Source organism: Cupriavidus sp. HY129 (assembly GCF_059492215.1).
On record NZ_CP083255.1, the window covers coordinates 1,451,123 to 1,470,419 of the forward strand.

The 19,297-nt window shown below is 59.7% G+C and carries 20 protein-coding genes and 1 pseudogene; 12 read left to right on the forward strand and 9 right to left on the reverse strand.

The features are described 5' to 3' along the window. Positions 1 to 24: 24 nt before the first annotated feature. Entirely contained in the window at positions 25 to 1,290 is a 1,266-nt protein-coding gene (locus tag K6G35_RS22810) for a type II restriction enzyme NmeDI-related protein (protein ID WP_495676370.1), read from the reverse strand. Positions 1,291 to 1,451: 161 nt separating this feature from the next. Between K6G35_RS22810 and K6G35_RS22815 the strand changes: the two genes are divergently transcribed. From K6G35_RS22815 to K6G35_RS22830, 4 genes are read left to right on the forward strand one after another with little or no spacing between them, the layout of a single operon-like run. Continuing rightward, positions 1,452 to 1,724: a DUF2933 domain-containing protein gene (locus K6G35_RS22815; RefSeq protein ID WP_008652085.1), complete on the forward strand. Its 273-nt coding sequence runs from the start codon at positions 1,452 to 1,454 to the stop codon at positions 1,722 to 1,724. Further along, entirely contained in the window at positions 1,717 to 4,134 is a 2,418-nt protein-coding gene (locus tag K6G35_RS22820; protein ID WP_011229398.1) for a heavy metal translocating P-type ATPase, read from the forward strand. Before K6G35_RS22815 ends, K6G35_RS22820 begins: the two co-directional genes overlap by 8 nt. Before the next feature lie 44 nt (positions 4,135 to 4,178). Next, on the forward strand, positions 4,179 to 4,592 hold the full coding sequence (locus K6G35_RS22825; protein ID WP_011229399.1) for a DUF411 domain-containing protein: 414 nt from the start codon (positions 4,179 to 4,181) through the stop codon (positions 4,590 to 4,592). 43 nt (positions 4,593 to 4,635) lie between these two features. Then, positions 4,636 to 5,160, forward strand: a complete 525-nt coding sequence (locus K6G35_RS22830; RefSeq protein ID WP_011229400.1) for a c-type cytochrome — start codon at positions 4,636 to 4,638, stop codon at positions 5,158 to 5,160. A gap of 94 nt (positions 5,161 to 5,254) precedes the next feature. On the opposite strand, the gene K6G35_RS22835 is transcribed toward K6G35_RS22830, so the two are convergent. From K6G35_RS22835 to K6G35_RS22855, 5 genes are all read right to left on the reverse strand, one after another. Then, complete coding sequence (locus K6G35_RS22835) at positions 5,255 to 5,731, reverse strand: cupredoxin domain-containing protein (protein ID WP_011229401.1); 477 nt, start codon at positions 5,729 to 5,731, stop codon at positions 5,255 to 5,257. A 71-nt stretch (positions 5,732 to 5,802) separates the two neighbouring features. Then, positions 5,803 to 6,720, reverse strand: a complete 918-nt coding sequence (copD, locus tag K6G35_RS22840; protein WP_008652092.1) for a copper homeostasis membrane protein CopD — start codon at positions 6,718 to 6,720, stop codon at positions 5,803 to 5,805. A gap of 6 nt (positions 6,721 to 6,726) precedes the next feature. Continuing rightward, positions 6,727 to 7,113: a copper homeostasis periplasmic binding protein CopC gene (copC, locus tag K6G35_RS22845; protein ID WP_008652096.1), complete on the reverse strand. Its 387-nt coding sequence runs from the start codon at positions 7,111 to 7,113 to the stop codon at positions 6,727 to 6,729. A 43-nt stretch (positions 7,114 to 7,156) separates the two neighbouring features. Then, entirely contained in the window at positions 7,157 to 8,095 is a 939-nt protein-coding gene (locus K6G35_RS22850) for a copper resistance protein B (protein WP_223506376.1), read from the reverse strand. Between the two features lie 508 nt (positions 8,096 to 8,603). Then, positions 8,604 to 10,448, reverse strand: a complete 1,845-nt coding sequence (locus K6G35_RS22855) for a copper resistance system multicopper oxidase (RefSeq protein ID WP_495676371.1) — start codon at positions 10,446 to 10,448, stop codon at positions 8,604 to 8,606. Between the two features lie 203 nt (positions 10,449 to 10,651). On the opposite strand from K6G35_RS22855, the gene K6G35_RS22860 reads away from it, so the two are divergent. The 3 genes from K6G35_RS22860 to K6G35_RS22870 are packed head-to-tail and all read left to right on the forward strand — an operon-like array spanning position 10,652 to position 13,271. Continuing rightward, a complete protein-coding gene (locus K6G35_RS22860; protein WP_008652575.1) occupies positions 10,652 to 11,338 on the forward strand; it encodes a heavy metal response regulator transcription factor in 687 nt (228 codons plus the stop codon). Beyond that, a complete protein-coding gene (locus K6G35_RS22865; protein WP_008652574.1) occupies positions 11,335 to 12,726 on the forward strand; it encodes a heavy metal sensor histidine kinase in 1,392 nt (463 codons plus the stop codon). The genes K6G35_RS22860 and K6G35_RS22865 overlap by 4 nt, the downstream gene beginning before the upstream one ends. Positions 12,727 to 12,776: 50 nt before the next feature. Beyond that, positions 12,777 to 13,271, forward strand: coding sequence for a hypothetical protein (locus K6G35_RS22870; protein ID WP_011514844.1), 495 nt, complete (start codon positions 12,777 to 12,779; stop codon positions 13,269 to 13,271). A gap of 24 nt (positions 13,272 to 13,295) precedes the next feature. On the opposite strand, the gene copK is transcribed toward K6G35_RS22870, so the two are convergent. Both copK and K6G35_RS22880 read right to left on the reverse strand, forming a co-directional pair. Beyond that, positions 13,296 to 13,580, reverse strand: coding sequence for a periplasmic Cu(I)/Cu(II)-binding protein CopK (gene copK, locus K6G35_RS22875; protein WP_008652571.1), 285 nt, complete (start codon positions 13,578 to 13,580; stop codon positions 13,296 to 13,298). Positions 13,581 to 13,609: 29 nt separating this feature from the next. Further along, on the reverse strand, positions 13,610 to 13,966 hold the full coding sequence (locus K6G35_RS22880) for a Cu(II)/Cu(I) resistance protein CopM (RefSeq protein WP_495676372.1): 357 nt from the start codon (positions 13,964 to 13,966) through the stop codon (positions 13,610 to 13,612). A gap of 529 nt (positions 13,967 to 14,495) precedes the next feature. Between K6G35_RS22880 and K6G35_RS22885 the strand changes: the two genes are divergently transcribed. The 4 genes and pseudogenes from K6G35_RS22885 to K6G35_RS22900 form a co-directional block, all read left to right on the forward strand. Continuing rightward, on the forward strand, positions 14,496 to 14,633 hold the full coding sequence (locus tag K6G35_RS22885) for a four-helix bundle copper-binding protein (RefSeq protein ID WP_111733881.1): 138 nt from the start codon (positions 14,496 to 14,498) through the stop codon (positions 14,631 to 14,633). Positions 14,634 to 14,826: 193 nt separating this feature from the next. Beyond that, complete coding sequence (locus tag K6G35_RS22890; RefSeq protein ID WP_227461555.1) at positions 14,827 to 15,651, forward strand: c-type cytochrome; 825 nt, start codon at positions 14,827 to 14,829, stop codon at positions 15,649 to 15,651. A 67-nt stretch (positions 15,652 to 15,718) separates the two neighbouring features. Next, entirely contained in the window at positions 15,719 to 16,072 is a 354-nt protein-coding gene (locus tag K6G35_RS22895) for a hypothetical protein (RefSeq protein WP_008652569.1), read from the forward strand. A 624-nt stretch (positions 16,073 to 16,696) separates the two neighbouring features. Further along, positions 16,697 to 17,347, forward strand: a pseudogene (locus K6G35_RS22900) (acyl-CoA dehydrogenase family protein); the annotation flags it as partial. A 431-nt stretch (positions 17,348 to 17,778) separates the two neighbouring features. On the opposite strand, the gene K6G35_RS22905 reads toward K6G35_RS22900, so the two are convergent. After that, on the reverse strand, positions 17,779 to 18,405 hold the full coding sequence (locus K6G35_RS22905) for a tyrosine-type recombinase/integrase (protein WP_008652562.1): 627 nt from the start codon (positions 18,403 to 18,405) through the stop codon (positions 17,779 to 17,781). A 587-nt stretch (positions 18,406 to 18,992) separates the two neighbouring features. Between K6G35_RS22905 and K6G35_RS22910 the strand changes: the two genes are divergently transcribed. Next, positions 18,993 to 19,274, forward strand: coding sequence for a hypothetical protein (locus K6G35_RS22910; RefSeq protein WP_008652558.1), 282 nt, complete (start codon positions 18,993 to 18,995; stop codon positions 19,272 to 19,274). The last annotated feature ends 23 nt before the right edge of the window (positions 19,275 to 19,297 follow it).

Consider the following 19,297-nt stretch of genomic DNA (forward strand, 5'->3'; position numbering starts at 1 on the left):
GCCCCGCCGGCCGTGAAGCGCGAACTACAAGGATTTGGCGATCGCCTCGATCGGCTTGATGCCCATGCCAAAGCGTGCGATGTTCTCCCGATGCTCGCGAAGGCTGGAGTATGGGACGTATCGCATGTTGAGTTCCGCGACACGGCTGAATGCCGGCCGGCTGAGTTGCGCACGGACTTCCGCTTCGCGGTTATCTGGCGCCACGAGGAATAGATGTTTGGTGGCGGATTGACTGGTGCCCAGGGCAAGATCCAGCAGCCGCACGATGCCGGAGTAGATCGATGTCGAATGCTCGACCTCGAACGCGGCGGCCACCTCAAGGGTTGCGGGATCCAGCCAGACCGCGTCGATCAGCGGGAACGTCTCACCGCCCGAGACGAGCAGCGTCGCCGGTAAGGCGGACAAACACCCAAGACTAAGGGGCTCGCCATTGTATTCGCGCCCCCGGTCGTTGGTCGCGATCCAAACCGCGTAGCCGAGCGACTTCCCGAGATCTCTTAGCCAGCCTTGGACTTCGGTATGCGTGGCATCTTCAAGTTTGTCTGCCTGGATCTGCTTGGCGAGTGCGGACGCCTGTTCCCTGACCTTGGCCAGATCGTCTTCCCACGCGCTGACCTCGCCGGGCAGATCGTTGCATGGCGGAGCGGGATAACGCCCTGTGCCGACGTCAAATAACAGGCCGGCCAGCGCGCCAAGATCATTGGAAAGGACATCACGATAGCGATGATTGAGCGCCAGGATGCGATCGCGCATCGCAAGGTAGTGATCCCACTTGCCCAGCTTGACTGCCGCACCGGTCAGGGCGTTGTAGCCGTTCACGATCGCTGTATTGAACGGTGGAAGCAGGGTGGGGTGGATAAAATAGAGCAGGTTGGCGACGGCGGGGCCGAGGCCTTTGATCCCCACGCCGCTCAGTCGCTGGATCGCGGTGAGCATCTCTGCTTCGGTATCGCAACAATTGCACGTGTGAAGCAACCTTGCGAACGCACGCTGGTTGTCGGCGTTCTCGTAAATATCGGGAATGCGCAGTTTCGGCTTCCAGAGAAACGCGTGATCGGCACCCTTGAAGATCTGCCGCTGTTCGGCAACCGAAGCGACAACGGTCTCCAGCGACGATCCTCGGTACGCATTGCCAAAGGTGCCTGCGTGAATTTCCTCGACGACGGCGCCGATCCCGCGCCGGATGGATCTGAAATTCTTGAGGCGTTTAGGCCAGAGGAACCAGGTTTGATAGGTGCCGCTTGGATCGGATTTCCAGCGTTCGATGAGGGTTCGGGTGGTGTCTGTCATGGCGTCACTTTTTTGCCGGGCAGTGTATCACCGCGGACCCGGAATACTGTGCGCCAAAACGATCGCAAGCGAACTTGACCTTCCCATGGCGGGAAGGATTATGGTGTATCGAGTTAGCGTTGTCGGGTCGTGGCTTGGCTAATTGTCTGAAAGGTGACGTCATGGATTCCCACGTAGTACAGGATGCTGGGTCGAAGACCGGGTTCAACCGGCGTGCGATTGCGGGGCTTGCTCTTGGGGCCGTGTCGATCGTCGCGCTCGCTTTCGCTGCCTCGGACTGGAAGCGGCTTGCATCGATGTTGCCTTTTGGGCTAGTGTTGCTGTGCCCGTTGATGCATTTCCATCACGCCGGGCGTCACCGGAATTCATCCTCGGCGAGAGGTAACGAGGCAAACGAACAGCGCGTCGGAATACAGGAGTCGCACAATGAATGACCGTAGCCCGCTCCCGCCACACGAGCACTCTGCGCACGGCGGAGCGTCGCCAGGCGATCATGACGCGCATCATGACCATTCGCATGCCGGGCATAGCTCGCAATGCGATGGCAATCGCGCGTCCGAGGCCGACTTGAAAGATCCGGTGTGTGGAATGGCCGTATCGACGGAGTCAAAATTCCGAGCCGAACACGATGGCAAGCAGTATTACTTTTGCAGCAACTCCTGCCATCAGAAGTTTCTGCAGGAGCCGGCGAAGTATGTGGGGGTGAAGACCTCTGATACCACGGAACCGGTTGCCGCGCCGGAAGGGACCATCTACACGTGCCCAATGCACCCGGAGATTCGTCGGGATCGTCCCGGGAACTGCCCGAAGTGCGGGATGGCGCTGGAGCCGCTGTTGCCGGATATCGAGGACGGCGAAAATCCAGAGCTGACGGATTTTCGACGCCGCTTCTGGTGGACGCTGCCGCTGACCGCAGTCGTCTTTGTACTCGCGATGTTCGGGTCTCGGCTGGGCTTGATGTCACCCGACATGCAAAGCTGGATGGAGTTTGTTCTGGCGACGCCGGTCGTCCTGTGGGCGGGCTGGCCATTTTTCGAACGCTGCCTGCAATCGTTCGTCAATCGCAGTCCGAACATGTGGACCCTGATTGGGCTGGGAACTGGTGCTGCCTATATCTATAGCGTGGTGGCGACGATTGCGCCGGGCGTTTTCCCGCCCGCGTTCGCCGCGCATGGGCGTATTGGCGTGTATTTTGAGGCCGCCGCGGTCATCATCTCGCTCACCCTGCTCGGGCAGCTTCTTGAGCTCAAGGCGCGCTCGCAGACCTCCGCCGCAATCAAATCTCTGCTCGGCCTGGCACCAAAAACTGCCCGCCGCATTGGCACCGACGGACAAGAGGAGGATGTGGCCCTGACCCACGTTCACGTGGGAGACCTGTTGCGGGTCCGGCCCGGCGAAAAAGTACCCGTGGACGGCGTCGTCACGGAAGGTAGCAGCTCCATCGACGAATCGATGATTACGGGCGAGCCGATGCCGGTTTCAAAGCGCGCGGGTGACCACGTCATTGGCGCGACGATCAACACTTCGGGCAGCCTGATCATTCGGTCGGAGAAGGTCGGTGCGCAGACCATGTTGTCCCAGATCGTCCAGATGGTTGCCCAGGCACAGCGGTCGAAGGCGCCGATGCAGCGCATGGCGGATCGCGTTGCTGGGGTATTCGTGCTCGCAGTCATTGGTGTGGCGGCGGCCACGTTTCTCGCGTGGGGACTCTTCGGCCCCGAGCCGAGTTGGGTATTTGGCCTGATCAACGCGGTCGCCGTGCTGATTATCGCGTGCCCATGCGCGCTTGGATTGGCCACGCCGATGTCCATCATGGTCGCAAGCGGTAAGGGTGCTGCGAACGGCGTGCTATTTCGGGATGCGGCGGCGATCGAAAACCTTCGCAAGGTTACCGCACTGATTGTGGACAAGACCGGTACATTGACCGAGGGCCGACCCGCCTTTGCGCGATCTGTGGGGATCAACGGCTATGGCGACGAAGAGGTGCTGTGGCTCGCCGCAAGTCTTGACCAAGGGAGCGAGCATCCGCTAGCCGCCGCGCTGGTTTCCGCCGCACGGGATGCAGGGTTGACCCTGGAGAAGGCAGAAAATTTTGAATCAAGCACAGGGATTGGCGTTCGAGGCAAAGTGGGGGGGGAAAGGCTGGCCATTGGCAACACGGCGCTCATGGAGGAGGAGCGTGTCCAGGTTGAGCCGTTGCGTGCGCAAGCCGAGGACCTGCGCGCACAGGGAGCGAGCGTCATGTATCTGTCCGTTGACGGCACGCTGGCTGGGCTACTTGCCGTGTCGGACCCTATCAAGCACTCGACACCAGAAGCGTTGCAGAGTCTGCGGGACGAGGGTATCCGCGTGATCATGGCCACCGGTGATGGCCTCGCCACAGCGAAAGCGGTGGCCACCAATCTGAACATTGACGAGTTCCGTGGGGAAGTGAAGCCCGCCGACAAGCTTGCGTTGGTGACGCAACTGCAGGACGCTGGCGACGTGGTGGCCATGGCGGGTGACGGGATCAATGACGCACCTGCACTGGCCAAGGCCGATGTGGGTATCGCCATGGGCACCGGGACCGATGTTGCAATGAACAGCGCCCAGGTTACCCTGGTCAAGGGCGATTTGCGCGGCATCGCCCGGGCCCGAAACCTCTCGGAAGCGACGATCCGTAACATGAAGCAAAACCTGGCATTTGCCTTTGTCTATAACGCGCTTGGCGTGCCCTTGGCCGCTGGCGTCCTGTACCCGTTTACCGGGTTGCTGCTGTCCCCCATGATTGCGGCGCTCGCGATGAGCCTGAGTTCCGCATCGGTGATTTCCAACGCGCTGAGGCTCAGGCGGACGGCTGTCTGACGCGAGCCGATCGTTGTTGCAAGTTCTGTACAAGGAATATTTTAATGAAATACCTGTTTGCCGCTGCCATCCTGGCAGGAAGTGCCGCGTCGTATGCCGCGGCGCCTGCCATGACGGTCTATAAGGATCCTAACTGCGGTTGTTGCGAAGAGTGGGTGAAGCACATCAATCAAGCCGGCTTCCCCCCCAAGGTGATCAACTCGACGGATGTGACCTCGGTAAAGACGCGGCTTGGGGTGCCGGCCTCATTCAGTTCCTGCCACACCGCCGTGCTGGAAACTAGCGGCCAGGTCATTGAGGGGCATGTGCCGGCCTCCGCTATCCAGAAACTGGTGGCCAATCGCGCAGTCAAGGGCGTCGCAGTGCCTGGCATGCCGACCAACGCACCGGGCATGGGCAAGCTGAACGGCGGCCTGGTCACGGTGGATTTCCAGGGCAAGCCCTTCTCCCAAGATTAAAGAAATCAGAGCTGGCGGCACCAATGCCGCCAGACAATGCTGCATGGAAGAATCCAACAAGCCGCGCTGGAGGATCATCGGCCTCCTGGGGTTAGGTACCGTCGCCGCGACGGTCATCGCGCTGCAGGCCAAACGCTATCTGGAGACACCGCAAATCCCCGATCGGGCACGGAGTGGGCGTGAATTGCGCATCGACACATCGGATTTACAGCGGGTGGAGCGAGGCAGGCAGCTATATGCGCAGGCATGTGCGGCGTGCCACGGTGCCAAACTGGAAGGGCAGCCGAACTGGCGCGATAGGCTGCCAAGTGGGCGGCTGCCGGCCCCACCACACGACGCGTCAGGCCATACCTGGCACCATGCGGACGCGATACTGTTCTCGCTCACGAAGAATGGATTGGTACCAGGCGTCTCTGCGCCGAGCAATTATGTCAGCGACATGCCGGCCTTCAAGTCGTCGATGTCAGACGAGGACATCGTTGCAGTACTGGCCTACATCAAAAGCACCTGGCCAGAGAAGATGCAGGCCGCCCAGCGCGAGGCGACCAACGAGTACATCGGTCGCTAGCCTGTCGAGAAACAAGAACGGCCTCCATGCCTGTCGTCATCACAGGTTGGAGGCCATCGGTCAGTTTGGCGGGAGTGGTTAGTCGCGTGCCGCGCTATTTTCTCACAACGACCTTGCCGACCATACCGGCTTCGAAGTGGCCGGGCACCAGGCAGGCGAAATCGACCGTTCCAGGCTTTTCAAACCGCCAGACGAGAGTTCCCTGTGCGCCCGGTGCGAGCGTGAGCTTGTTCGGGGCAGCGTGCTTTTCGCCGGCCATCTCCCGCATCATTTTTGCATGCTCTTTCAGTTCGGCCGTCGTGCCGATCACCATCTCGTGCTCGATCATCCCGGCATTGCGTACCTGAAACCGGATGGTGTCACCCGCTTTCACCGGGATCGCGTCGGGCGAGAATCGCATGGTGTCGTTCATCGTGACGTCCACCGTACGCGTGGCCTTGGCACTAACGCCAGGTTGTCCTGCGACCGATGCAGCCGGTTTGCGCGTGGCCGAGCTGTCATTGCTCGGGGCGGCTGTCGCCAGCGACGGTACAAAGGCCACAGCGATGAGAGAAAGCGCGAGTGTCTTCATGGCGAACCTCGGTGGTGGGATGTTAGGGATGGGCCGAGTCGGATCGACTCAGCCTCTGAATTGGACGGGTCTTACATTTGCATGGGGGAAAGAATGCCGAGCGATGCAACCAGAATCAGGATCAGCGTCGCGGCGCCGGTCTCGATCGTCAGGCTGCGTTGCAGCGTGCGTACGGCGACCACGTGATCCCCGGTGCGAACCGCATGTTCAAGCTGCGGGCTGAGATGGAAACGGTTGGCCGCTGCGAGCAGCAGCATGATGCCGAAGAGTGCTAGCTTGAATAGCAGCAGGCCACCGTACGACGCCAGGCTCAGTTCCGGCAGTTGCAACCCAATAATCATCCAGTAGTTGACGACGCCGGTGACCACCAGGGTGGCAACCACCATCGTGCCGACCTGGGCGAATCCATTGGACGTCCGGCTCAGTAGCGCCACCTTGTTGGGGGTTGCGGCCGTGCGGGACAACACAACGAAGGCAATCAGGGCACCGAACCATGCGCCGGCTGCGATCAGGTGTGCGATGTCTGATGCAAGGTGGATATAGCCCTTCACGCCGTCGTCCATCGCGCCGTGCCCTCCCCACGCCAAGGTTGCCAGCGCGAACGCGGCACCGCCTGTTATGGCGCTGAACTGGGACAGCGGCCGATTACGCAGGAAGAGCGCGGCGAGCAGACACAGGAACAGGGCAACCACACGAACAATCCAGGCCGTACCGAACGCGGTCCCGGTCACAATCATCTCGAAAACGTGGCCTTGAAGTTCCGTGTACGAAGCGGCGCCCGTCATGCCCTTCGCCATGACGGCGATGTTCACGAACGACAGGACGATACCGAGCGTTGCGGCCACCTTGCAAAGAGTTGCAAAGGAGGCACCGATCGGTGACCGCCGCTCCTCCTGGCGCAATGCATACAAGGCGAACAGCGGAAGGCCAAACAGCGCTGCGAGATCTAGATAGAGTGCGAAACGCACTGCGACAGTTGCCCAGTCCATTGCAGCTTACTTGACGGTGAAGGTGATATTGCCGTTGATCGGATGGGTGTCGGACGACACAGCGCGCCATTCCACACGATAGTTGCCGGGGCTGAGCGGCTGCGTAGGCGTGACCACCATGGTCTTGGGATCGTCGCCGCCGGCGACCTTTGCTGCGATCTTCATCGGCGAGTGGTCAGCCATGCCCGGCATGCCGGTCATCAGCAGATTTGCGCCTGAGAACTGCGTCGAAAGATTCTCCGAGAACTTCAGTTCGATCTTTTGGGGAGCGGCGACTTCCGCCTTGTCAGCGGGTGTCGATGTGAGCAGCTTCGGGTGCGCAAAGGCCACGGAGCTGACGAGCAATGCGGCAGCCGCGAGGGTCGCACGAATAGTGAGGCGTGATGCTTGCATGAAAAACTCCAATTGCTGGTGGGGTGAGAAAGGATAAAGACGATCAGAACCACATGCGAATACCCGCGACGAAGCGCGTCTCGCCGCTGCGACCGCCGGAGGCTCGGACCATGTTTGCGGTATTGCCAAAGCTTTGCGAGCGTTCGATACCGATGTACGGCGCAAACTGCCGGCTAAATTCATAGCGCAATCGCACTCCGACAGCGCCGCTGGAAAGGCCACTGCCGATACCGATTTCGGGGTCGTTCTTGCCGTACAGGCTGGCTTCCAACCTGGGCTGCAAGATCAGCCTCTGGGTCAGCAGCAAATCATACTCACCGGAAAGGCGCAGCGCGGTTCGTCCCTCGGTGCCGACATAGCCGGTTGCCTCGACTTCGAACCAGTAAGGCGCCAACCCTTGCACACCGAACGCAAGCCAGTTGCGTGCAGGGCGCCCATAGCCGGCGTCGTTCCGGACACCCAGTTGGGTGTCCCAATACGTGGCAATGGCGTGTCCCCACAACAGTTCGGTGCGGGCTTCGGGAACCTTGCCCTTTTCCACCTCGCCTTCTGCCTTGATCACGAACTTGTTGAACGCATTCCCAATCCACGCCTGCGCTTCGTAGGATGCCGCATTGCTTTCGTTGCCTTTGGTCCATTCAAGGCGATCAACGAGAACGGACGCGAAGATATGTTCGTCCGCCATATGCAGCGACCGGCTGGGGCCAATCGCGTATTGGCCGACGCCGAGCTTTGCGCCGTCGGAATAAGCATCTGGATCTCTGGCGTCCGGCGGAGCGCTTCCACCCTGCATCTGCATGGCGCCATGATCCATGCCCTGCATTGAGCCCTGGTCCATGCCTTGCATTTTGCTGTGGTCCATGCCCTGCATTGAGCCCTGGTCCATGCCTTGCATCTTGCTGTGGTCCATGCCCTGCATTGAGCCCTGGTCCATGCCTTGCATCTTGCTGTGGTCCATGCCCTGCATCGAGCCCTGGTCCATGCCCTGCATCGAGCCCTGGTCCATGCCTTGCATCTTGCTGTGGTCCATGCCCTGCATTGAGCCCTGGTCCATGCCTTGCATCTTGCTGTGGTCCATGCCCTGCATCGAGCCCTGGTCCATGCCCTGCATCGAGCCCTGGTCCATGCCTTGCATCTTGCTGTGGTCCATGCCCTGCATTGAGCCCTGGTCCATGCCTTGCATCTTGCTGTGGTCCATGCCCTGCATCGAGCCCTGGTCCATGCCCTGCATCTTGCTGTGGTCCATGCCCTGCATTGAGCCTTGTCCTGCGCTCGGCGTTGAGCCCTGCTTCTTCGCGGTTGGGGCTGTCGCCTTCTGGGGGCGTGAATCCGGCGTTGCTTCGTTTGCCGGCGCACCATCGTTGTTTGAACTGTTGGGCGAATGCGAGTGCTGTGCCCACGCGGCGCTCATTCCTGCAGTGAGCAGGGCGGCGACTGCAATTCGTGTGTACTTGTACATGGGATCTGGTAGTCGGTTGAAGAGAGTCGGATCAGGCCACAAGTACTTCGCGGAACATCCCGGCATCCATGTGCAACATAAGGTGGCAGTGCCATGCCCAGCGGCCCAATGCGTCGGCGGTTACCAGGAAGCTGATCCGCTGCGCAGGTTGGACCGGAATGGTATGTCGCCGGGCCTGGAACGAACCGTCAGGCGACTCGAGCTCACTCCACATGCCGTGCAGGTGCATCGGGTGAGTCATCATCGTGTCGTTGTGCAGAATCACGCGCAGTCGTTCACCGTACTTGAAACGGACCGGTGTGGATTTGCCGTACTCAACACCATCGATTGACCAGGAGTAGCGTTCCATGTTGCCGGTGAGGTGCAGTTCAACTTCCCGAGCAGGACCGCGCTTGTCGAGGGGGCCGCCAATGGTATGTTGATCGGCCAGCGTCAGAACGCGGCGGCCGTTGTTACGCAGACCGATGCCAGGGTCGTCGAGATTCGTTCTGGCCATGTCCACGCGCATGTCCGTGTTCGCGCCATATTCGGTCTTGGCGTGCCGAGCCTTCGTGCTGGGGACCTTGAGCGAAGCATCCATGGCCATGCCGCCCATCGCGTGCTGGCTATGGTCCATGGTCATGGCCCCATGGTTCATGCCAGCCATGCTGCCTTGGTTCATGCCGCCCATGTCCATCTTGCTGTGGTCCATGCCACCCATGCCACCCATGCCACCCATCATGTCGCTCATGGTGAGCCACTCGGGCTTGTCCACGGCCGGCACCTGGGCGTTGAGTCCTGCGCGCACCGCGAGTGTGCCGCGGGCGTAGCCAGTGCGATCCATGGATTGGGAGAAGATCGTATAGGCGTCGTCTCGCGGTTCCACCAGCACGTCGTAGGTCTCGCCGGGACCAAAGCGGAACTCGTCAACGCTTACGGGTTCCAGGTTCTGGCCGTCGACTTGAATGACCTTGAGCTTCAGGCCGGGAATACGTACGTCATAGAACGTATTCCCGGACCCATTGATGAACCGCAGGCGTACCTTCTCACCGGGCTTGAACAAGCCAGTCCAATTGCCAGCGGGGGTAACGCCATTGGTCAGATAGGTCAGTGTGGCACCGGAAAGATCCGCCAGGTCGGTCGGATTCATCCGCATCTCGTTCCACATCTTGCGCTTCTCGAAAGCGCTCTTCACACCGTCGTTTGAAACGTCGCGGAAAAAATCGAAGACGGTGGGCTTGATGTAGTTGTAGTAGTCGCTCTGAACCTTCAGTTTCGACAGGACTCGCATGGGGTCCTCGTCGGTCCAGTCCGAGAGCAGAATGGTGTAGTCCCTGTCGGCTCGCACACCGTCCACGCCGGTGGCCGGATCAATCACGATGCCGCCATACACACCGGTCATTTCCTGGAAGCCGGAATGCGAGTGATACCAGTAGCTGCCGGTTTGTTCGACCTTGAACTGGTAGGTAAATGTCTCGCCGGGGGCGATACCGGCAAAGCTGATTCCCGGTACGCCGTCCATCTGGAACGGCAGGATGATGCCGTGCCAGTGGATTGACGTGTGCTCGTGCAAGCGGTTCGTGACGCGGATCGTCACGGTGTCGCCTTGCCGCCAGCGCAACGTCGGACCGGGAAGCATCCCATTGATAGTTGTCGCCACCCGCGGCGTACCGGTAAAGTTGACAACCGATTCGGCGATGACAAGGTCAAACTCCGTCCCCGTCAATACCGGGGCGGTGCCGGATGAAGCGCTTTCGGGGAGTCCCGATGATTGTGCCCACGCAGTTCCGCCCAAAGCACTCAGCCCCGCCATTACCCCGCCGGCGGCCAAACCTTGTACGAAACGGCGGCGTGGCAGGTTGGGCAGCAAGATGCCAGACGGTCGATCACGTCGCATGAAAATAGTCCTTTTCGCTTGAATGGCCGCTTCGGTTTTTGCGGCAGGTCAAAGAGTAGCGAGATGCTGGCTACCGACGACTTACCTGAACATTACATTCCGGACAGGTTGGGGTCACCTCGGTGCGTACTGGGTAGACTACGCCGAAGATAAAAATTTGTATTAACAAAACCCGGCCGATCGCGTTGGGAGGAGGTTGGGTAATGAAACTGCTGGTAGTGGAAGATGAAGTCAAGACGGGGGAGTATCTCCGGCAGGGCCTGACCGAGGCGGGGTTCGTGGTCGACCTGGTCGCCAATGGACTCGATGGTCAACACTTTGCGGTCAATGAAACCTACGATCTCATCATCCTCGATGTCATGCTGCCCGACGTCGACGGATGGCATATTCTGCATGCCATCCGCGCGTCAGGGAACGCGGTCCCGGTCTTGTTTCTGACGGCGCGAGACAGTGTTGCCGATCGCGTGCGAGGCCTCGAGCTCGGCGCGGATGACTATCTGGTCAAGCCATTTGCCTTTTCGGAGCTGCTTGCCAGGGTCAGGACGCTGCTGCGTCGAGGCGCGGTGCAACTAGCGATGGACCGGATTCAAGTGGCCGATCTGATTCTGGATCTGAGCCGGCGGCGAGCGTCTCGCGGTGGGCGACGCATCACGCTGACCAGTAAGGAATTCGCCTTGCTCGAGTTGTTTGCGCGTCGAAGGGGGGAGGTGCTTCCCCGATCCCTCATTGCCTCCCAGGTGTGGGACATGAACTTCGATAGCGATAGTAACGTGATCGACGTGGCGATCCGGCGCCTGCGGGCAAAAATCGATGACGGCTTTGAAGTAAAGCTGATCCAGACTGTGCGCGGCATGGGATACGTCCTCGAGGCACCTGAGGATCCTCTATGAGGCACCGTCTGTCCCTGACTGTTCGGCTGACCATCCTGTTCTCGCTTTCCTCCGCAGTGGTCCTGCTCGGACTTGGCGTGCTTATCTGGCTGGCGATGGACCGGCACTTCGCCAACGAAGATTTTGTGGTGCTGGGGGACAACATCCGTCTGATTGAACGCGTCGCGGATGAAACTCCTGTGGAACGTCTGCCTGCGCGCCTGCAGGAGTTGGTGGAGCACCATCCCGGCTTTGTCGCACGGGTGCAGACCGCGCAAGGCAAGACGATTTTTGCCACGCGGGATTTCGATTTCAGGCCGGCGGAGAGCGCTACGAACGAGGGGCCGAACTCCGAAGGCACCTTCGTGTGGCAGCAGGAAACCAAGCACTACCGCGGCATGCGAGCGGAGGTGCCCGTTTTAGGCTCGGATGTGGGCGCCTTGAAAGTGGTCGTCGGAATGGACACGGAGATTCATGCACACTTTATGCATGCCTTCCGCCGGTCCTTGGCTTTCTATACAACGCTCGCTGCTTTCGCTAGCGGCTTGCTGGGCTGGTGGGCTGCGCGCCGCGGTCTGGCGCCACTGCGCATGATGGCATCGCGCGCTAAAGATGTGACGGCGAACCGATTGGATGCGCGCATGCCGGTGGCCGCGGTGCCAGTCGAGATGGCGGATCTCGCGGCGACATTGAACGCGATGCTCGAGCGTCTGCAGAACGATTTTCAACGGTTGTCGGAATTTTCGTCAGATCTGGCGCACGAGTTGCGCACCCCGATTACCAACCTCATGACGCAGACACATGTCGTTCTGTCCCAGCCGCGTGACGCCGCAAAGTATCGCGATGTGCTGACCTCAAACGCCGAGGAATTGCAGCGTCTTGGACGGATGGTCTCGGATATGCTGTATCTGGCAAAAATGGAGCACGGCATCACGCTGCCCAATGAGGAGTCGATCGATATTGCCGATGAAGTGCTGGCACTCTTCGACTTCTACGACGCGCTGGCCGAGGACAAGGGGGTCAACCTGCAACTGCAGGGGAACGCCAAATTAGCGGGCGACCGTCTGATGATGCGTCGGGCGCTCAGCAACCTCTTATCCAATGCGCTGCGTTACACCGCGGAGGGTCGTCAGATCCTGGTGTCTGTACGGGAGCACGGAACTGATGCCATGATCGTGGTGGAGAATGAGGGCGAGGAAATCCGGCCGGATCTGCTTCCTTACATTTTTGATCGGTTTTTTCGGGCAGATAAGTCCAGGACGCGACTGGATTCGGACAGTGTCGGACTGGGACTGTCGATCACCAAGGCGATCGTGGTTGCGCATGGCGGAAAAATTGCCGCGGACTGTTCCGGCGGAAAAACCCGTTTCACCATGACGTTCCCGCATGGTCGCCTCGGACTGACCTGAGGCCCGCGCAAGGGCCTCGCGCACAGCAGCGCTGCCTGGGGTGGGCTGCCGTGCTGGTCAGCTTGCGCCGCGAGGCGGAAGCAAGTGACCCGATGGGCTTTCAAATCTTACTGCAGTGGAGGCAAGCGTTGCGTCGAATTAGATATGGAATCGTTGGGCTGGCGAGCTTATCGGGGCTTGTCGCTCACGCACACATCATCCCCATCCCGGACGTGCAACCTGCCGCGGCCGCCTATCTGGCGCCGGGCGCGTCGGGAAAGACATGGCCGGCGACGGAGTGGGTCGTGGAGGTGGACCGTCTCGACGGCCAGCCTGCGAGCCGTGCCGTCCGGACCGGTGAGTCGGTTTCGCTCAGCTTGCGAAACCTGGGTGAAAAAAGCATCGACGTCGCTGTCGTGCTATCGCAGAGCGAAGCCATGACGCCAATGGCGAATAGTCAGCCCGTGACGATTCATTTGCTTGCGGGGGAACGGCAGGAATGGAGAATGCAGGCAACGAGGCCGTTGCGGATTTTCGTTTCTGCATCCCCCGAGTGGGCGAAGTAGGGCGCGCAACGCGCCCTGGCAGCATCAGCCCCCTTCGCTGTGGCCCTTCCTGAGGGCTTCGTCGAGCCTGAAAATCTCGTTGCCCTTCATGATGATTTTCGTGCCATCCCTGGTCTCCATGACCTTGCCTTCCGGCATGTTCATGGACTTGCCGAACTTGTTCTCCATGCCCATCTTGCCGTCCTTGAAAACGTGCACCTTCGAGCCGTCCTGCAAATCGTAGGTTTTAACGACATTGCTCATATCGACCGCCGCCGCACTCAGCGATACGGCAGCAATGAAGGCTCCGACCATCAGTTTTTGTTTCATCGTTTAGATCTCCAGGTTATGGTCCTGCACTAGGGCGCATTGGGTCCACCATGTTGTGGAACAACAGGTTCAGTGGACCTTGTCTTCTTGTCATCTTCGCAACCCGCCTGTTGACTGTCCGGTGCAGATGCCGGCGTCGATCGGTCCGGCGGCTGGCTCGTCGCCTTCGGCGGCGTAACATGCTTCATCGAGTGATGCCGGGGATTGGCCGCCAACACCAATAGCTGGACCTCATCCCCGTCGTCGCGGCGTTCGGCCTTGATGCCATCAATGCCCAGTCCAGTCGGTGTCTCGGCAACCCATGCCAGTTGTATTGCCCACACCTGTCCCGGCACAAGGCAGATGGCTGCGCCAACGGACAAGAAGAGTGGCATGCCTGCTTTCATTCGCATCCTGACATTACAAGTAGCGGATGGGGCGTTCGAGAACTGTCTTTTCAATTTAATTTTATTCCCGGACCCGAGCAGCGGGCCGTATAGAGCGAAAATGTAATCCTCCCGAAAGATTGATGTTAACGAGGTAACACTGGCGGGGAAGAAATTGAAGATACAGTTTCATACGGTAATGAATACAAATCTTTTCCTGCGTTGATCGCGCCAATGCAAAGGCAAACGTCTGGAGCTTGGATTGGATATTGAAAAATTTAAGAGCATTGCATCGCTTCTGATGCGGTAATACTTGAAGCCGCTCTGAAAGAACTATGTCATGTGGCGGTTAGATTCCCGTCATTTAACGATTGGATGCGCATTCTTCGTGGATGCGCGTGGGCATTGCGGCGTGGCAGCGGATTTCACCTGTGGATTCAACCGGTCAACGCAACAGCTTGATGGAGTCGTTCAGCCGGCGTACCGAAGTTTAGTGTCTTGCGCGGGCGTTCATTGAGACGCCTCGCTACAGCATCGAACTTGATATCGGGTGCGTGCAGGCCTGCGCATTCGCAGCGGCGATGGTGGCCTCAGAAAGCCCCAGCACGCAAGGGAGATCTGTGCGCTGTGTGCCACGATTTGCGAAAGGTGCGAGAAGGAATGCAGCAAGCACGGTGCGTCGCATTGACTTGTCAGTTTTGCGGCGTCTGCAATGCGAGGGACTCAGTACGAGGAGTTAACCGGAAACTGTCGGGGGGATTACATTGAGATCCGGCGCGATCCTTAGGCCTCACTTGACGGTAGGATCTCGCTTGGCCTAGCCGACGACGCCATCGTTGGACACTAATGCGTCGCAGGGTGGCGGGAACGAAGCGTTTGGCGTGGACGTGGTGGCGAATGCGAATTACACTCATTTCCGAATGAATATCCGGGGTGCCTCCATGTTTTGCCGAGTTCTGAGCCGTTGGCCGATTGCACTGCTGCTGACGATCAGCGCGTTGTTCACGAACTTTGTCCACGCCGCGGAGGCCTTCGACGCCAAAGCCCGGCAGATTTGGCAACTCCTGGACTACGTCGCGGTTGACTACGGCGGTGCGGTGGACGATGGCAAGGTGCTCAATGGATCCGAATATGCGGAGATGCAGGAGTTTGCGGCCACAGCGGAGCGCCAACTGGGAGAGTTGCCTCAGGGTCCCGCCACTCAATCGCTACGCGAGCAGGCAGCGTCATTGCGCGAGGCAGTCGCGAACAAGGCCACAGCGGTTGCCGTGGCGCAAATCGCCCACGAACTCGCGGCCGCTGTACAGCGCGCGTACCCTTTTCCAGTGGCGCCTGCCAAAGTACCCGATCTAAGTCGGGGCGCTCAGCTGTTCCAGGCGCAGTGCGCAAGTTGCCATGGCGCGCAGGGGCGTGGTGATGGGCCGCTGGCTGCGACGCTCGATCCGAAGCCAACCGATCTGACCGATCATCTGCGCGCGCAGGAGCGAAGCCTCTTCGCGCTGCATCAAGTGCTCAGCAACGGTGTTACCGGCACCGCCATGCCAAGTTTCGGCGCGCTGCCAGACGACGACAGGTGGGCCACTGCCTTCTTTGTCGGGTCGCTGTCGTACACCGGTGATTTCGCGTGCCGAACTCTACGTCAGCGAGCCGTTTGCCGATCCGACGCTCCCTGCGTTCTCAGCGCAGATGAGACAGGTCGGGCATGATTTGCAAGACTCGACCGTTCGGTATCTTGCGACCAGATTTTCGTGGCAGGCTTAAGGAAACGTCCCTATGAATCCGGATATCTACCGCGCGCGCGAGGCCGAGGCGCAGGCCGCGCTGGACGCTGCGGCCGACTACCAACTCACAGCACACGCGACCGCGCGCGGCGCCTTGCGGGCTATTGATCTGGACGGTGCACAGGCTCTAATGGGCCAGTCTGGCGGATGGATTGCACTGGGCAACGCAGCTGCTGTCGACCTCGCTGGTAATCAGGCTGCCGCGGAATTTGCCGAGGCGCTGGCGCAGCGCGATGCGCCCGACCCCAACGACGATCCCTACGGCCGGAATTTGGGTCTGGACCGCGACGCGTGGCTGCGGGAAATGCTGCACCAGGCCGGCGGCCTTGTGGGCGGCTACCTGTAGGTAAAGGGCGCCGATGGACATACGAGTCGCCGCCCGTGGCCGACAGGATGGCAGCAATGCAGAAAATCTTCGTTGACGCGCTCGCTGCACGCCCCTTCATGCAGCTTGGCAATCGTGAGAAAACGCCCCTGTGACCGGAAGCGCCACGCCCGAGCGTGAGAACACGGGCCGATCTGGCATAATCCACGGCAAGGTTGCTTAGGTCAGGGGCGGTTGCGGGCAGTTCGACCCTGCTGGGTGCCTCATACCTGGTCTTTTATTTTCTCCTGCTGGTGGTGCTTGACTTCGTCAAGCTGCGCGGTATGACAAATATTAACTCGACATCAACTGGTGTCGGAAAGGCCGAAGGTGAAGGTATGGGCAAAAACTCTCTGGATTTCGTGAAGCTGTCTGTGTTGTCTGTGTTGGAAACGATTCACGGGCTGGGTATGAGTGCACTTGTGGCTGTAGCGCTGCCCTAAGCAACTTTGGCAAAAGCCGCCTCCGGGCGGCTTTTTTTTACGCCACCGCCTCCATGCCGATGGAACAGCAACCGTCAGGTGCCAACTCCGGCCACTTCAAAGATCTCAGCGAAGTTCTTGCGATCCCTGTCCTTGTCCTGAGTCGTCTCTGAATTGGCTTGGACTTGCGATGTGCGTCACGGACCCCGACAAGGGCAACGAAGGCATCTCCGCGATCTTTATCGATCTGGACAGCCCGGGAGTGACACTCGATACCGCCTGCGTGCCCATCACCGGCCAGTACGTGGACGCCGACATCATCCTCGACAATGTCCGCGTGCCACGCTGCAACTGCATCGGCGGCGAAGGCAACGGTTTCCGGCTTGCGATGAACCGGATCAGCCTCAACCGCCTATTGCACTGCCCGACCATGATCGGCCTGGCCCGCCAGGCGCTGCGCTTGTCCATTGACTACGCGAACACGCGCCGCCAGTTCGGCGGCCCGATCATGCGATTCCAGGCCATCCAGCACATGCTGGCGGACATGGCGTCCAGCCTGTTTGCCTGCGAGAGCATGGTGCTGGCTGCCGCGCGCCGTGCCGATGCAGGCAGTGACGTCCGCATGGAGGCGTCGATGTGCAAGCTCTTCGTCTCGGAAGCCTGCTTCCAGATCGCGGACAAGGCCGTGCAGATTCATGGCAACGTGGGTGTCACGAAGAACCATCCGGTCGAGTTCATCTTCCGCAGGCTCCGGCTATACCGCATCGTCACGGGAACCAGCGAAATCCAGCGTAACACGATCGCCAAGGAAATCCTGCAGAGGCATGGGTCTTGAATGCGCACGTGCAATCCTGATCGCGACGTCCACGCCAGCATCAAGCGGGGTCAACAGGCTGTTCGCCGAGAACCGCTTCGGCTGCGACCTCTGGATGCATGTCAACATACCGTGCGGTCATCCCACCCGAGATGCATCGCGCCGCAGGTTGCCGGAACTGCGAAGCGACCCGCGTTGCGCGTCAATCCTGCGAATCACTGGCCTCGTGGCTTGACTTGTCCAGTGCTTTCTAATATTTGCTTGCAACGTGCGTAATTGGTGCGACGGGATGCGCGGAGGGTGGCGGATTCTGTTCGGCGTCTCCCCGACTTGGTTGGGATTCAGGTACAGAGGCGTCTACGTCCGGAATGAGGGGAGTTCGGTCACGAACGTCTACCAACCAAATGGCCCCTAATGGCCGACAAGCGACCGCCTGCCGGCCGATGTAAAGGTCAGACTTCGGTTTGCTCTGCAATCTCCAAAGCGTCATCAACCTCAATGCCCAAATACCTGACGGTGCTCTCGAGCTTGGTATGACCGAGGAGCAGTTGGACGGCTCTTAAGTTCTTGGTCCGTCGGTAGATCAAAGAGACCTTCGTTCGCCGGATTGAATGCGTCCCATAAGCGGAGGTGTCCAGGCCGATCGAGGCTACCCACCGATGGACCAATCGGGCATATTGTCGGGTCGATATATGGGGCGAAGAATGCAAACGACTGGGGAAGAGAAAGTCGCCGCAGCTCAATCCCCGTGCATGTATCCAGGCCTGGAGGCATTCGCGAGTCGGGCCAGTAATCTCAAACTGCACCGGTCGATGGGTCTTTTGCTGCATGACCGTCGCACGCATGCCAACTTGTCTTCCTACGCTGACATCCTGAACGCGGAGACGGATCAGATCGCAAGCGCGCAGTTTGCTGTCGATGGCGAGGTTGAACATCGCCAAGTCTCTCGTGTTTGCGGTGAGCTGAAGGCGCGTACGGATGGCCCAGATCTCGGATAGCTTCAACGGAGGTTTCTGCCCCGTCAGTCTTCCCTTGTTCCACGGGTCGTGGTGGGTGACAGATGTTTGGGAGGTAGTCATGACTAGCTCCTAGAGTTGATGGGAGCCCATTTTGCGCTTGTGCCGGAGCCCCTCAAGTTGTGGGCGCTGGGCGCTAGTCCCACTCCACCTCCGAAACCAGTTCGGCCGAGACGACCCCTTCAACGCACATCTGGTAGAGCTTTCGGTAGCACAGCGGACATGGCGCACAGTCCAAGGCCTGGTTGCCTCCGATTTCGAAGTGCAGTTCGCGAATCCGGACGGGGCCCCCGCATTTGCAGACGAGAATCTGGGTATGGTCATCCATCGCTTATCTCCGTGGCAGAAGGGGATTGCAGCATGTGACGGCCGGAGGCTTCCTCGGATCAGCGAGATACTGATCGTCATGAGCGCGCGCCCGAAGGCACCGCAGGCTCCGAAGAGCCGAAGCATAGGACCAAAATTTTCGTGCGGGGGCAGCTTCGGATCTTGCCGATTCGTTGGTTGCCGAGACTCAATCGCCGAGTTCCTGTGCGGGACGCAGGGGGCGTCTCGGTGAGCGGGCCGTGACCGACCCTTCATATCACACCCGAAAGCAGCCATTCAGCGTGGTATCGTTGACCGCTTCGAGTCTTTGGGACCAAAGCAATATGGCCACGCTTGACCTCATCGGGGTTGCAATTCAGTTCAAGGATTGGGAAAAGCCATGGACGTTCTATTCGGTTGTGTTGGACCACATCTCACATGATTCCGACGACCGCGCCATTTTCGAGCGGATATGGGCAGAAGCGTGTCGTCCGGAACATTGGCAGTACGTCGACATTTCGAAATGCTCTGATGCGTGTGATCACGGGCTCGAGATTGGATTTTCATGGCTGCCCGAGGAGGCGCGTGTGCAGTTCGTGCGAGCAGCATCATTCCAATGGAAATGACGCGAAAACTCGGAAGGCCTTCG